Raw genomic sequence first — 14,118 nt, forward strand, 5'->3', positions numbered from 1 at the left:
CCGGCAATCCGTCGCTGCACCAGGCGCCGACCATGGTCGCGCCGCTCGTCCCTCCCCCCGGCCAGCCGGGCCCGCCGCCCTTCGGGCAGGTGCCGCCGCCGGGACCGACCCCGGGCCAGGTCCCCGGCCAGGCCACCCCGCCGGGACCGCCCGCGCCGCCCGGATACGCCCAGCCGCCATTCGGCCAGCAGCCGCCGCCCGGATACGGAGCGCAGCCGCCATTCGGCCAGCAGCCCCCCGGCTACGGGGCCCAGCCGCCGGTGCCCGCGCAGGGCGCGGGCCTGGCCGCGGCCATGCAGAAATACCGCGAGCTGCCCACCGGCCAGCGCTGGACACAGCAGAATCCCAAGATGATGCGCGCCGACCTCAGCCAGGCCGGCGGCCAGCCGGTGCTCGCCCGCCAGGGCAGCATGGTGCTCTACCAGGGCAAGGTCGACTTCGGCTACAAGGGCGCCGGATTCTCCGGCCGGATCGTCGGCAGCATGACAGGCCAGGAGATGCAGCTGATGCGCTGTACGGGCGGCGGCCAGGTCTTCTTCGCCGAGAACGCCGCCTATCTGCACCCGATCGAACTGCAGGGCGACGCCATATGCGTGTCCGCGGAGAATGTCCTCGCCTTCGACGAGAGCCTCCAGCACGAGGTGCGCAGGATCGAGGGCCACGGAATTCCCGGCGGCGCGCTGTTCACCATGCAGTTCCAGGGCACCGGCACGGTGATCGTGAAGACTCACGGCACCCCGGTCGTCCTGCCCGTCACCCCGACCACCTACGCCGACAGCAACGCGATCGTGGCCTGGTCGGCCGCCTCCCAGGTGATCGTCTCCAGCCAGGTGCGGCTGCGCAGGACCGCCTACCCCGGCCACAGCGGTGAGACCGTGAACCTCCAGTTCCGCGGTGCTCCCGGCAATTTCATCGTCGTCCAGCCCTACGAGGTGTGACCCGCCATGGACCAGCAGATGATCGCGGGCTACGCACCCACTCCGGTGGCCGCCCGGATGGAGAACCACGGCACCTCGATGCTGAAAGTCGCCATGGCGACCGGCCAGGACCTCTTCGCGCGCACCGGCTCCATGGTCGCCTACGAGGGCTTCGTGCAGTACGAGCCGAATCCGCCCGCCGTGCGCCAGATGGCCTCGGCGTGGCTGACCGGTGAGAGCACCCCCGTCATGAAGTGCAGCGGCGACGGCCTGCTCTATCTCGCGGACTACGGCGCCGACGTGGTGTGCCTGAACCTCAACAACGAGTCGGTGTCGGTCAACGGCACCAATCTGCTCGCCTTCGACGCCCACCTGACCTGGGGCGTCGAGCGGGTCAAGGGCCTGGCCAAATTCGCCGGGCAGGGCCTTTTCAACGTCGGCGTGTCGGGTACGGGCTGGGTCGCCGTGACCTCCCGCGGTACGCCGATCGTGGTGGACTGCGGCAGCGGCGCCGACGAGACCTATGTGGACCCCGACGCGCTGGTGGCCTGGTCGTCGGGACTGAAGATGAAGGCCAAGCGGAGCTTCAAGGCGTCGTCGCTGATCGGGCGGGGCAGCGGGGAGGCCTTCCAGATCGCCTTCTCCGGGCAGGGCTTCGTGGTCGTACAGCCGAGCGAGGACAGCACCGACCGCCTGCGGGCCCGGGGCTGAGGGGGAGCGACACATCATGCAGAGTCCGCTTTTCGCGTTCACCGAGGTCCAGAACCAGGACCACTACAGCCTGCAGAATTCGTATCTGCTGCGGGTCCGCCTCGACGGCAGCACCGGCCCCGACTGCCTGGCCCGCAAGGGCTCGATGGTCGCCTACCAGGGCATGATCGAGTTCGACGGCGAATACCAGTCGCACCAGCAGCGCGGGGCGCGCGGCCGCACCGGCGAGGGCCTGGACCTGATGCGCTGCTCGGGCCAGGGCACCGTCTATCTGGCCAATCTCGCCCAGCAGATCCACATACTCGACGTCGACCACGACGGGCTGACCGTGGACAGCGCCTACGTCCTCGCGCTGGACTCCGGGCTGCACTGGGACGTCATCGCAGTCGACAGCCAGTTCGGCCTGTCCGCCACCGGGCAGTACAACCTGAACATCTCGGGCAGCGGCAAGGTCGCCCTGATGACCTCGGGAAAGCCGCTTCTGATGCCCGTCACCCCCGACAAGTACGTGTCCTGCGACGCGGACGCCGTCGTCGCCTGGTCCAGCAGCCTGCGGGTGCAGATGCAGGCGCAGACCAGCAGCAGCTCGGTCTTCCGCCGCCGCGGCAACACCGGGGAGGGCTGGGAGCTGAACTTCGTCGGCCAGGGCTACGTCCTGGTGCAGCCCAGCGAGCTGATGCCGCCGCAGAACATGCCGCTCGGCGGCGGCCTGCGCGCCCAGTACGGCGCGGGCCCGCAGGGCTCGCACGCGCAGAACCAGGGCAACATCTGGTCGAACTGACCCGCCCGGCTGCCGGCCGGGACCCGCTCAGAGCAGCGCGCGGGTCCTGGCCAGCAGTGAATTCACCGAGCCGTCCGCCACGTCGGCGACCTCGTCGTAACCGAACCAGCGCAGGTCCAGCGACTCGTCACTGATCGCCTCGACCGCGCCCGGCGGCGTGACCGCCGCATATTGCACATCCAGATGCCAGGCGCAGGGCGTCAGGTGCCGGTCGAGCTGCACCGGACGCGGTACGAGCAGCCGCAGCCCCTCGATGCCGGATTCCTCGGCGCCCTCGCGCAGCGCGGTCCGCGCCAAGGTGGTGTCCTCGGCCTCGCAGTGGCCGCCCATCTGCAGCCACATCCGCAGCTTGGCGTGCAGCGTCAGCAGAACGCGCTCTCGCGGCGGGTCGATGACCAGGGCGCCGGCCGTGATGTGCCCGGTGGCGCACGGCTTCCACAGCCCGTCCGGGTGCGCGGCCAGATACGCCAGGTAGTCCTCGCGCAACGCGTCCTGACCGGGGTCCGGCGCATCCCAGCCATCGAGCACGGCGACCGCGTCCTTGTGCAGTGCGCTCACTTGCCGCGCTCGCCGCCGTCCTGGCCGGTGTCCGCGTCGCCGCCCTTGCGGGGCTGCTCGCCGGAGCCGGAGCCGGAGCCGGAGCCGGCGGCGGGATCGGCGCCGGAGGCGGAATCGGTCCCCGGGTCCTTGGCCGTGCCCGAGGCGCTCTTGTCCGCGGCCTCGCCGAGCATCCTGTCCAGCTCGGAGAAGTCGAACTCGGGGGAGTCGCGGTGGACGAAGCCGTCCGGGTCGTCGAGGTCGGCGGCGGTCGGCAGCATGTCGGGGTGCGCCCACAGGCCGTCGCGCCCGTCCACGCCGCGCGCGTCGGTCAGCGACGCCCACAGCCTTGCCGCGTCCCGCAGCCGCCTGGGCCGCAGCTCAAGCCCGATCAGGGTGGCGAAGGTCTGCTCGGCGGGGCCGCCGGTCGCCCTGCGGCGGCGCAGCGTCTCGCGCAGCGCGCCCGCGGACGGCAGATGCGGGGCCGCGGCGGCGTGCACGACCGCGTCCACCCAGCCCTCGACCAGCGCGAGCGCCGTCTCCAGACGGGCCAGCGCCACCTTCTGCTCCGGGGTGTCCTCGGGCTGGAGCATGCCCTGCTGCAGCGCCTCCTGGAGCTGCTCGGGCTGCGTCGGGTCGAGCTGGCCCACCGCCTCCTCTAGCCGGGCGGTGTCCACCTTGATGCCGCGCGCGTAACCCTCGACCGCGCCGAACAGATGCGCGCGCAGCCACGGCACATGGGCGAAGAGCCGCTGGTGGGCGGCCTCGCGCAGGGCGAGGTAGAGCCGCACCTCCTCCTGCGGCACGCCGAGTCCGGCGCCGAAGGCCGCGACATTGGCCGGCAGCAGCGCGGCCTTGCCCGCGGGGCCGAGCGGCAGGCCGACGTCGGTGGAGCCGACCACCTCACCGGCCAGGGTGCCCAGCGCCTGCCCGATCTGCGAGCCGAACATCGCGCCGCCCATCGAGCGCATCATGCCGAGCAGCGGGCCGGTCATGGCCTGCATCTCCTCGGGCAGCACATCGCCCATGGCGCCGGCCACCCGCTCGGCGAGTGGGTCGACCAGCTCCTTCCACACCGGCAAAGTCGCCTCGACCCACTCCGCGCGGCTCCACGCCACCGCGGTGCCGGAGCCGGAGGGCAGCGAGGTGACGCCGTCCAGCCACAGGTCGGCGAGCCGTACCGCCTCCTCGATCCAGGCGCGGTCGGCCCGGCCCACGGTGGCGTCCTTGACGCCGTCCGGGGTGCCCTGGGCGACGGTCTGCCGGGCGATGTCCTTGGCCATGTCCCAATTCACCGGCCCGCCCTCGTAGGAGAGCATCTGGCCGAGCTGCTGGAAGGCCGCGCCGAGGTCGGTGGGATTGAGCGAGCCGAACATCGCCGCGAACGGGTTGTCGCCGCCGCCGGGGCCGAACGGACTGCCGCCGCCGAAGCCGAAGGGATTCCCCGGCTGACCGCTCCCGCTGCCGCCCTTGCGCTGCTTGCCTTCGTCGCCGTCTTCCGGCTCCTCGGGAGGGACGCCGAATCCGAATGGAGTGTCGCTCACGGGATTCCTCGGATCTGTGTCGTGGTGGGCTGTCGTGGTCGGCCGGGTGTGATGGGCTGTACCTCCAAGCCTAGACACCTGTCCGGCAGGATGGCTGCGTACGTCGTAGCAGGTACAGCCGAGTACGCAACTGAGACAACCGTGGGAGACACCCGGTGAGTTCCCCAGAAGCACACGTTCGCCCAGAGCGGAGCGCCGCCAGGAGCGCCGCGGGACCGGTGGTCGCGATCACCGGTGCCGCCTCCGGCGTCGGCCTGGCGCTGGCCTCCCGCCTGGTCGGGTCCGACCAGGTCAAGAAGGTCGTGGCGATCGACGAGCGGCGCGGGGACGTGCCCGGGGCGACATGGCGGGTGCTCGACGTCCGCGACCCCGCGATCGCCGAGAAACTGCGCGGCGCGGACGTCGTGGTGCACCTGGCGGTGGACCTCGATCTGGAGTCCGACGCCAAGGCGCGGTCCGCGTTCAACGTGCGCGGCACCCAGACCGTGCTGACGGCCGCCGCGGCGGCCGGGGTCCACCGGGCGGTGCTGTGCACCTCGGCAATGGTCTACGGCGCCCAGGCGGACAACGATGTGCCGCTGGCCGAGGACGCGCCGCTGCGCGCCACCTCGGAGGCCAGTTTCGTGGACGACCTGCTGGAGATCGAACGGCTCGGCCGCAGGGCGCCGCGTGCGCACCCGGGGCTCAACGTGACGATACTGCGGCCCGCCGTGTTGGTGGGCGGCACCGACACCGCGCTGACCAGGTATTTCGAGTCGCCGCGGCTACTGGTGGTCGCGGGCAGCCGGCCCTGCTGGCAGTTCTGCCATGTCGATGACCTGGTGTCTGCGCTGGAATATGCCGTGCTGGAGAAGGTCGACGGCGAGATGGCGGTCGGCTGCGACGGGTGGCTCGAACAGGAGGAGGTCGAGGAGCTGAGCGGTATCCGCCGCATGGAGCTGCCGCCGGCCATAGCCTTCGGCGCCGCTTCCCGGCTGCACCGGCTGGGCCTGACCCCGTCACCCGCGGGCGACCTCGCCTACACGATGCACCCGTGGGTAGTCAGCGGCAGCCGGCTGCACGAGGCGGGCTGGCGGCCCCAGTGGACCAACGAGGAGGTGCTGGCCGAACTGCTGGAGGAAGTGGCGGGCCGCAATTCCCTCGCGGGGCGGCGGCTGGGCCGCAAGGACGCCACCACGCTGGGCGCGGCGGGCGCCACGGTCGCCCTGGTCGGCACCGCGGCCCTGGTCCGCAGGGCGCGCAAGCGGCGTGGCATCTGACGGCCCGCGCACGTAGCGGCAGGACATCCGACGGCCGGGCGGGAGTGGAAGCGCCTTTCCGTATCGCGGGCAGATGGGGCAGCATGGTGCGTATGGCATCCACCGACCGCTCCGATCCGATCCGCCTGCTGGCCGTCCGCGACACCCCGCTGTCGCTGGACGAGGTCTTCGCGGCAGTCGGCGACGACGCGGCGGGCGGCAGCACGCTCTTCGTCGGGACGGTACGCGACCACGACGGGACGTCCGGCGCCGCGGTGACCGGCCTGTCGTACTCGGCGCACCCCTCGGCCGAGGAGGAGCTGCGCCGGGTCGCGGAGAAGGTCGCGGCGGACTTCCCGGTGCGCGCGCTGGCCGCCGTGCACCGGGTGGGCGACCTGCGGGTCGGCGACCTCGCGGTGATCGTGGCGGTGTCCTGCCCGCACCGCGGTGAGGCCTTCGCGGCGAGCCGCCGGCTGATCGACGACCTCAAGAGCGAGGTGCCGATCTGGAAGCACCAGACCTTCGACGACGGCACCGAGGAGTGGGTGGGCTGCTGAGCCCGCTCCCGCCGCGGTGCCGCCCGCGGGGCAGCCGGCCGCCGGGTCGGCTGCCAGGAGGAATCGGGTTGCGTAACCCCGCGCCCCGGCGGAGCGTTGGTCCCTTGAGTCGTTAATCTGCTCATAGGTCCGTTTTTGCTGATGTGCGGGGTCGGGAGTTCGCTGTGGCAGCACTCGCTTGGTTGCTCATCCCCCTTGTCGGTGTCCTCGTCGCCGTGGTCTGGGCGCGCTGGGCGGCGCGCCCCCGCACCACCGCGGACGGGGCGTCCCTGGCGGGATACGAGCGGTTCCGCGCGGCCATGCAGCCCGGTGACCTGCCCCCGCTGCGGCTCGGAAAGGGCGAGGCGGGCGACGCCGACGCGACCGACGCGGAGCCTGTGTGACACCTGTGCCGCCGCTGTGCGGGCCCGCCGTGTGCGCAGGTCGGCGGCGTACTCGTCCGGACTCACCCGGGGAGCCGAATCGGCGGCCCGTCACGTAATGTCGTCCCATGCCCAGCCGTACCGCGACGCTGCTCGCATCGACACTGACGCTGATAGCGCTGCTGAGCGTCGCGCTGCTCGTGCCGTCCCCGTATTCGGAGATGTCGCCGGGACCCACCGTGAACACGCTCGGCACCTACGGCGGCGACACGGTGATCCAGATCGCGGGCCGGAAGACGTATCCGGCGGACGGGCACCTGAACATGACGACGGTCCGGGTCACCGGCGCCGACTACCACATGAACCTGATCGAGTCGGTCTTCGGCTGGCTGCGGCACGACGACAAGGTCGTCGAGCACGACACGCTCTACCCCAAGGGCCAGACCGCCCAGCAGGCCGACCAGCAGAATGCCGAGGAATTCACCCAGTCCCAGGACAGCGCCAAGGTCGCCGCGCTCAAGGAGCTGAAGATCCCCGTGCCCGCCCGGGTGATCGTGGGCGCGGTGATCAGCGGCGGCGCGTCGCAGGGGCTGCTGCACGCCGGTGACGTGATCAAGGCGGTGGACGGCACCCCGGTCACCCAGCCCGACGACGTCGCCAAGCTGGTCACCAAGCACAAGCCGGGCCAGAAGGTGGTCTTCACGGTCGTCGGCGCCGCCGAGGCCAAGGGCAAGTCGGCCGACGGACTGCCGAGCCGGCAGGTGACGATCACCACCAGGAAGTCCGACGACACCGGGGCGAACCGCGCGGTGGTCGGCATCCAGGCCGGTGTCGAGCACCTCTTCCCGTTCAGCATCGACATCAAGCTCGCCGACGTCGGCGGCCCCAGCGCCGGCATGATGTTCGCGCTCGGCATCGTGGACAAGCTCACACCGGGCGACATGACCGGCGGCAGATTCGTGGCGGGCACCGGCACCATAGACGACACCGGGAATGTCGGGCCGATCGGCGGCATCAGCCTCAAGACGATCGGCGCCCGCGACAAGGGCGCGCAGTATTTCCTCACCCCGGCCGACAACTGCGGCGAGGCCGCCAAGGACGTCCCGCACGGCCTCACCCTGGTCAAGGTGAAGACCCTGGACGACGCCATGGCGGCGCTGAAGGACATCAAGTCCGGCGACACGGCCGCCCTGCCCAGCTGCACCAAGAGCTGAGCCGCCCCCGGAAGCGCGCAATGTGCCGCGGCGCGTAGCGGACGCGGCACATTGCGAAGCCGTGGCACTTGGCACGGCGCATCGCGCGCAGGAAGCGCGGTCAGCGCCGGAACTACGCCTCGAAGGTCGCGGTCAGCGCCTCCGCGAGCCCCGGCACCAGGCTCGCACCGGTCAGCACCTCCGACGCGGTGTCCTTCGCCCGCAGTCGCACCGCCGACTCCCTGGCGCCGCCCCGCAGCACCGCGACCGTCATCCGCACCTCCTGGCGCTCCGGGTGCGCGGCCACCCAGGACGCCAGCGCGGCGTCGTCCAGGTCGTCGGGGATCGCCGCCTCAGCCGACGGCGGCAGCATCAGCCGCTCCACGGTCAGCGCGCAGCCCGCGATCACCTCGGGCCAGGCGATGGTGGCCAGGAATTCGTCGAGCGCGGTGCCCGACGGCAGCTCCTCCTGCTCGATCGGGGTGAGCCCGCCCGCCGCGCTCTGATCGGCGAGCCCGAGCTGATCGGCGAGACCGGGCTCCTGGGTGCGCAGCTGAGCGGTGTCGACAAGGGCGAACAGCCGTGCGGGCTGATCCCAGCCGAGACCGGCCGCGTATTCGTCGATCTCCAGTACGGCGCGGGTCAGCGGGCTCGCCGCGAGCGGTGTTCCATCGGTCGCAATGTTGGACATGGCGGCTATCCTCCCCCCTTCCCGGCCGGAATCGGGAACCGGCCAAAGCGTCGCGAAGTTGCATCTGTGGGAGTCCGACCGGGACGCCGCAGAAAACGCCGACATTTCGAGGTGCGCACCCTTGGTTTTCCAGATGCCGGACCGCGGCGAAGGTGCGGCAGAACCCAGCAGAAGAGCCGGCCGCCCGTCCCGCAGGGTGATCGCCCTGCTCATCGTCCTCGGCGTGCTCGCCGTGCTGATGATCGGGTTCGTGATGTTCGCCGGCGTCTGGACGGACTGGCTCTGGTACCGCTCGGTGCGCTACTCCTCGGTCTTCTCCACCATGGCGTGGACGAAGGCCGGGCTCTTCGCCGTCTTCGGGCTGCTGATGGCCGGAAGCGTCGGTTCCACCATCTACCTGGCGCACCGGCTGCGTCCGCCGCTCAGCGCGATGTCCAGCGAGCAGCAGAATCTGGACCGCTACCGGATGGGCCTGGCGCCGTACAAGACGTGGGTGCTGCTCGGGATCAGCGCGGTCGTCGGGCTGATCGCCGGCGGCGCGGCCGCGACCCAGTGGCGGCTGTGGCTGCTGATGAGCAATGCCACGCCCTTCCACACCAAGGACCCGCAGTTCCACAAGGACGTCTCCTTCTACACCTTCGACCTGCCCTTCTACCGGTTCCTGCTGAACTTCGGCTTCGCGGCGGTGATCATCTCGCTGGTCGCCGCGGCCGTCGTGCACTACCTCTACGGCGGGCTGAGGATCACCTCACCGGGGGCCAGGGCGACCTCGGCGGCCACCGGGCACCTGTCGGTGCTGCTCGGCCTGTTCGTGTCGCTCAAGGCCGTCGCCTACTGGCTGGACCGCTACTCCCTCGCGGTGCGGTCCAGCGGCTTCAGGACCACCGACAACTGGACCGGGCTGCGCTACGTCGACGCCAACGCCTATCTGCCCGCCAAGACGATCCTGTTCTTCATCGCGGTGATCTGCGCACTGCTGTTCTTCGCCACCTTGTGGCGGCGTACGTGGTCGCTGCCGACCATCGGCTTCGGCCTGATGGTGCTCTCGGCGATCCTGATCGGCGGCCTGTACCCGGCGATCGTGCAGAAATTCCAGGTGCTGCCGAACGAGGCGGCCAAGGAGGCGCCCTACGTCCAGAAGAACATCGACGCGACGAGGGCCGCGTACGGCCTGACGAAGACCGAGGTGACGGCCTACCCCGGCAAGCCCGGCGCCAAATCCGCGGCCCGTGCCGCGGGCAGCCCCGCGGCCACCGCCGGCGCCACGACCCTGCGGGCCGACGCGGACTCCGCGGCCAGCCTGCGGGTACTGGACCCGAATGTGGTCTCGCCCACCTTCCAGCAGCTCCAGCAGAGCAGCGACTACTACCAGTTCCCCTCGACCCTGGATGTCGACCGCTACCCCGGCGACGGCAAGGAGCAGGACACCGTCGTGGGCCTGCGGGAGCTGAACGTCAACGGCATACCCAAGAGCAACTGGATCAACGACCACTTCAAGTACACCCACGGCTACGGTGTCGTCGCGGCCAAGGGCACCGAGGTGACCGGCGGCGGCAGCCCCGACTTCATCGAGCAGGGCCTGCCCGCAGCCGGCGGCCTCGGCGGCAAGGACGGCTACGAGCAGCGGATCTACTTCGGCGAGCAGACCAAGCAGTATTCGATCGTCGGCGGCCCGACGCCCGAGCTGGACTACGCGGACAAGGGCCACGAGACGACGACCAGCTACGCAGGGAAGGGCGGAGTGGGCCTGGGCAATCCGCTGACCCGCGCCGCCTACGCGGTCAGCTTCGGCGAGCCGAAGATCCTCTACTCGGGGGCGATCGGCAAGGACTCCAAGATCCTCTACAACCGCACACCCAAGGAGCGGGTGGAGGCGGTGGCGCCCTGGCTGACCATCGACGGCGATCCCTATCCGGCGCTGGTCGGCAAGCACGTGGTGTGGGTGGTGGACGCCTACACCACGAGCAACAGCTATCCGTACGCCTCGCGCACCACGCTGGGCGACACCACGGCGGACTCGCTGACCGACAGCCAGCGCTCGGTGATCGCCCAGCAGAACCAGGTCAACTACATCCGCAACTCGGTCAAGGCCACCGTGGACGCCTACGACGGCACGGTGGCGCTCTACCAGTGGGACACCCAGGACCCGGTGCTCAAGACCTGGATGAAGGCCTTCCCCGACACGGTGAAGCCCAAGGCGGACATCCCGGCCGACCTGCTGGCGCACCTGCGCTATCCGCAGGACCTGTTCAAGGTGCAGCGGGAGATGCTCACGACGTATCACGTCACCAAGGCGGCGGATTTCTCCAGCGGCAGCCAGGTGTGGGCGGTGCCCGACGACCCGGCGGTCAAGAGCGGCAAGGCGGTGCCGCCGTATTACATGAGCCTGCGGATGCCCGGCCAGAGCGCCAAGTCCTTCTCGCTGACCACCACCTTCACACCGAGCGGCCGGGACAATCTCAGCGCCTTCATGGCGGTCGACGCCGACGCGGCCGGCGACGACTACGGCACCATCAGAGTGCTGCAGCTGCCGACCAGCCCCACGGTCGACGGGCCCAAACTGGTGCAGGCGAAGATCAATTCCAACAGCCAGTCGGCGCCCAAGATCAACGACCTGAAGCGGTCGGGCTCGGACTCCACGGTCGAGTACGGCAATCTGCTGACCGTGCCGCTGGACGGCGGGCTGCTCTATGTGGAGCCGGTCTACGTACGCACCACGGGCATCGACTATCCGCTGCTGAGCAGCGTGGCGGTGCTCTACGGCGGTGACATCACCTACGAGCCGACGCTGTCGCAGGCCCTCGACGACCTGCTCGGCCCGGCCGCCGGCGGTACGTCGGGCACCAAGCCGCCCGCTGCCAGTACGCCCGCAGGGATCCCGAAGGCGCCACCAGGCGGCGGCACGTCTTCGGCCACGGGCGACCCGGCGCTCCAGCAGGCGCTGTCCGACGCGCAGAAGGCGTACGACGACGGCCAGGCGGCCATGAAGAAGAATGACTGGGACGCCTACGGCGACGCGCAGCAGCGGCTCGGAGACGCGCTCAAGCGGGCCGAGGCCGCGGGGAAGGCGGGCACGGCTGCGGGCGGGAGCGGTAAGCCGAAGAGCGGCAGCGGTACGCAGGGGAGCACGCCGGGGGGTTCGCAGACCCCCGCGAAGAAGGGCTGAACGGGTGACATCCCGCGTCGTGGTACGGTTAGGGCACAACGACGCGGGGTGGAGCAGCTCGGTAGCTCGCTGGGCTCATAACCCAGAGGTCGCAGGTTCAAATCCTGTCCCCGCTACGGCACGAAGTAGGCCCGAAGTCAAGCGACTTCGGGCCTCTTCGCTTGTACGGGTGAACCTGGGTCAACCGCGTTTGACGTGCCCTCTTGTCGGGAAGTCGACAAAACGCTGTAGAGACCAACTGGGTTGCGGTATACCAGGTGTACGCCGGTAGCGGGTGGTGCAACGATGGGGCTTATGGGGGATGGTGCGGGGCTGCTGAACGTTCGTCAGAACCATGGTCGTCATGGTCCGGCGGGCGACGCGGCGCTGTCCGCCGTGCCCGCGCCGGGACAGGTCGCCGGCGAGGTGGCCGCGCTGCTGCCGACGCCCCGGGCGGGCGACGCCCTTGCCGCGCCGGCGGCTCCGGGCGTCGTTTCCGCGCTGCTCGCCGAACTGCCCGACGAGGACAGTCTCGCGCTGCGCGAGGAGGCCGAGATCGAGGCCCGGCACCGGCGGGCCGCCGAGCACGGCGACCCGTTCGCCATGAGCGCGCTCGGCACCCTGCTGCTGCGCCGCGGCGACCTCGACGGCGCCGAGCCGTATCTGCGCGAGGCCGTCCAGCACGGGGACCGCGCCGCCGCCAACAACCTGGGCCTGCTGCTGCACCAGCGCGGTTACGCCGACGACGCGGCCGGCTGGTGGCGTATCGCCGCGGTCGCGGGGTCGGCCGCCGCCGCGCACGCGCTGGGCCGGCACTACCGCGAGCGCGGTGACGAGCCCGGCGCCGAATACTGGCTGCGCCAGGCCGCCGAGTCCGGCCATGTGCTGGGCGCCTACGCGCTGGCCGACCTGCTCGACCACCGGCGGGACGGCGGCGCCGAGCGGTGGTATCACGCCGCCGCCGAGCACGGCCACCGTGAGGCCGCGTACCGCCTCGCCCGGATCTGCGCGCGGCGCGGCGAGAATCACGAGGCCGAGCAGTGGTTCCGGCAGGCCGCCGCGCGCCGCCACCGGCGGGCCGCGCTGCGGCTGGGCACCCTGCTGGAGGAGCGCGGCGAGACCAAGGAGGCCGGGCACTGGTATCTGACCGCCGCCCGCGACGGCGAGGCGCGGGCCGCCTGCGCGCTGGCCTTCCTGCTGCGTGACGCCGGCGACCTCGATCAGGCCGCCACCTGGTGGCGGCGGGCCGCGCAGGCCGGCGACGGCAACGCGGCCAACGCGCTGGGCGCGCTGCACGCCCAGGAGGGCGAGACGCAGACCGCCGAGCGGTGGTATCGCGCCGCCCTCGACGCGGGGGACGTGAACGGGGCGTACAACCTCGGCCTGCTCTGCGCGGGCCAGGGCCGTACGCCGCAGGCCGAGCAGTGGTACCGCAAGGCCGCGTACGCCGGGCACCGCGAGGCCGCCAACGCGCTCGCCGTACTGCTGCTGCAGCACGGCGACGCGGACGGGGCCGAGCCGTGGTTCTCCAAGGCCGCGGAGTCCGGCAGCATCGACGCCGCCTTCAACCTCGGCATCCTGCACGCCGGGCGCGACAACGCCGGTGCCGCCCGCGCCTGGTACGAGCGTGCCGCCGCGGCCGGGCACGCCGGTGCCGCGCTCCAGGTGGCCATCGCGCTCCAGCGCGACGGCGACCACCACGAGGCCGAGCGGCACCTGCGGTGCGCCGCGGGCGGCGGCAGCCCGGAGGCCGCGTTCCGGCTCGGCGCGCTGCTCGACCGCCGCGAGCGCGAACGGGAGGGCGGCGGTTCGGAGGCCGACACCGAGCCGCTCGGCGGCGAGGCGGAGGAGTGGTACGAGCGGGCCGCCCGGCAGGGGCACCGGCGGGCGCAGGTACGGCTCGGCATGACCGCGGCGCAGCGCGGTGACGTCGAGCAGGCCGCGCACTGGTACCGCCTCGCCGCGGAGGCGGGGTCGCGCAACGGCGCGTTCAATCTCGGGCTGCTGCTGGCCCGGGAGGGCAGCGAGCCGGAGGCGGCGCTGTGGTGGACCCGCGCCGCCGAGGCGGGGCACGGGCGTGCGGCTCTGCGTATGGCGCTGCTCTCCGCCCGGCACGGCCGCCTCACCGACGCGCGCAGCTGGTGCGCCCGAGCGGTGGCCTGCGGCCCGGCGGAAGTGGCCGAGCGTGCGGCGCGCCTGACCGCGGCCGTCAACCAAGAGCTCTCCGCCTAGCTCTTGGTTGTCCCTCCCGCCCTAGGGGCCGGTCCCCCGAGCACGGTCTCGCGGTTCCCCCGCGCCAGGGGGGTGCTCCTCCGTCGCCCCGGGCCAGAGGGTCTTCCTGCGTCGGCGGGCGCGCTTGCCCCGGGTGCGGGGGTGCTGCGGTTCCCTTTCGGCAGGGGGCGCATCCCCCGGGCGCGGGGGTTCTGGCGGTGCCTCTTCGGC

Annotated in this window: 12 protein-coding genes and 1 tRNA gene; 10 read left to right on the top strand and 3 right to left on the bottom strand. The window is 71.6% G+C overall.

What is annotated here, in order from left to right:
- The 3 genes from V7E46_RS27960 to V7E46_RS27970 form a co-directional block, all read left to right on the top strand.
- On the top strand, positions 1–938 hold a 938-nt coding region (locus V7E46_RS27960), incomplete at its 5' end, for an AIM24 family protein (protein WP_333771020.1).
- A gap of 6 nt (positions 939–944) precedes the next feature.
- Positions 945–1,628, top strand: coding sequence for an AIM24 family protein (locus tag V7E46_RS27965; RefSeq protein WP_329174957.1), 684 nt, complete (start codon positions 945–947; stop codon positions 1,626–1,628).
- A gap of 16 nt (positions 1,629–1,644) precedes the next feature.
- A complete protein-coding gene (locus V7E46_RS27970; protein WP_333771021.1) occupies positions 1,645–2,409 on the top strand; it encodes an AIM24 family protein in 765 nt (254 codons plus the stop codon).
- Between the two features lie 27 nt (positions 2,410–2,436).
- Here the strand turns inward: V7E46_RS27970 and V7E46_RS27975 are convergent, their stop codons facing one another.
- Together V7E46_RS27975 and V7E46_RS27980 are read right to left on the bottom strand one after the other, a co-directional pair.
- Positions 2,437–2,967 carry an NUDIX hydrolase gene (locus V7E46_RS27975; protein ID WP_333771023.1) on the bottom strand — a complete coding sequence of 177 codons (531 nt, stop codon included), beginning with the start codon at positions 2,965–2,967 and terminating at the stop codon, positions 2,437–2,439.
- On the bottom strand, positions 2,964–4,490 hold the full coding sequence (locus tag V7E46_RS27980; protein WP_333771024.1) for a zinc-dependent metalloprotease: 1,527 nt from the start codon (positions 4,488–4,490) through the stop codon (positions 2,964–2,966). Before V7E46_RS27980 ends, V7E46_RS27975 begins: the two co-directional genes overlap by 4 nt.
- A 155-nt stretch (positions 4,491–4,645) precedes the next feature.
- Between V7E46_RS27980 and V7E46_RS27985 the strand changes: the two genes are divergently transcribed.
- The 4 genes from V7E46_RS27985 to V7E46_RS28000 all read left to right on the top strand — a co-directional run bounded on the left by V7E46_RS27985 (position 4,646) and on the right by V7E46_RS28000 (position 7,861).
- Positions 4,646–5,749 (top strand): SDR family oxidoreductase, encoded by a 1,104-nt coding sequence (locus V7E46_RS27985; protein ID WP_333771025.1) that lies wholly within the window; start codon positions 4,646–4,648, stop codon positions 5,747–5,749.
- Positions 5,750–5,841: 92 nt separating this feature from the next.
- Complete coding sequence (locus V7E46_RS27990) at positions 5,842–6,285, top strand: molybdenum cofactor biosynthesis protein MoaE (RefSeq protein WP_333771026.1); 444 nt, start codon at positions 5,842–5,844, stop codon at positions 6,283–6,285.
- A gap of 164 nt (positions 6,286–6,449) precedes the next feature.
- Positions 6,450–6,668 carry a hypothetical protein gene (locus V7E46_RS27995; protein ID WP_333771027.1) on the top strand — a complete coding sequence of 73 codons (219 nt, stop codon included), beginning with the start codon at positions 6,450–6,452 and terminating at the stop codon, positions 6,666–6,668.
- 107 nt (positions 6,669–6,775) lie between these two features.
- Entirely contained in the window at positions 6,776–7,861 is a 1,086-nt protein-coding gene (locus tag V7E46_RS28000) for a YlbL family protein (RefSeq protein WP_333771028.1), read from the top strand.
- 112 nt (positions 7,862–7,973) lie between these two features.
- Here the strand turns inward: V7E46_RS28000 and V7E46_RS28005 are convergent, their stop codons facing one another.
- Positions 7,974–8,531 (bottom strand): PPA1309 family protein, encoded by a 558-nt coding sequence (locus V7E46_RS28005; protein WP_333771029.1) that lies wholly within the window; start codon positions 8,529–8,531, stop codon positions 7,974–7,976.
- A 133-nt stretch (positions 8,532–8,664) separates the two neighbouring features.
- Here V7E46_RS28005 and V7E46_RS28010 point away from each other — a divergent pair, with 133 nt between their 5' ends.
- The 3 genes from V7E46_RS28010 to V7E46_RS28020 all read left to right on the top strand — a co-directional run bounded on the left by V7E46_RS28010 (position 8,665) and on the right by V7E46_RS28020 (position 13,908).
- Positions 8,665–11,697, top strand: coding sequence for a UPF0182 family membrane protein (locus V7E46_RS28010; protein WP_333771031.1), 3,033 nt, complete (start codon positions 8,665–8,667; stop codon positions 11,695–11,697).
- 42 nt (positions 11,698–11,739) lie between these two features.
- Positions 11,740–11,813, top strand: a tRNA-Met gene (locus V7E46_RS28015).
- Positions 11,814–11,982: 169 nt separating this feature from the next.
- The gene (locus V7E46_RS28020) at positions 11,983–13,908 is read left to right on the top strand and encodes a tetratricopeptide repeat protein (protein ID WP_333771030.1); all 1,926 of its coding nucleotides are present in this window, start codon (positions 11,983–11,985) and stop codon (positions 13,906–13,908) included.
- Positions 13,909–14,118 lie beyond the last annotated feature (210 nt).

Source organism: Streptomyces sp. IBSBF 2435 (assembly GCF_036815005.1).
Classification (GTDB): Bacteria; Actinomycetota; Actinomycetes; order Streptomycetales; family Streptomycetaceae; genus Actinacidiphila.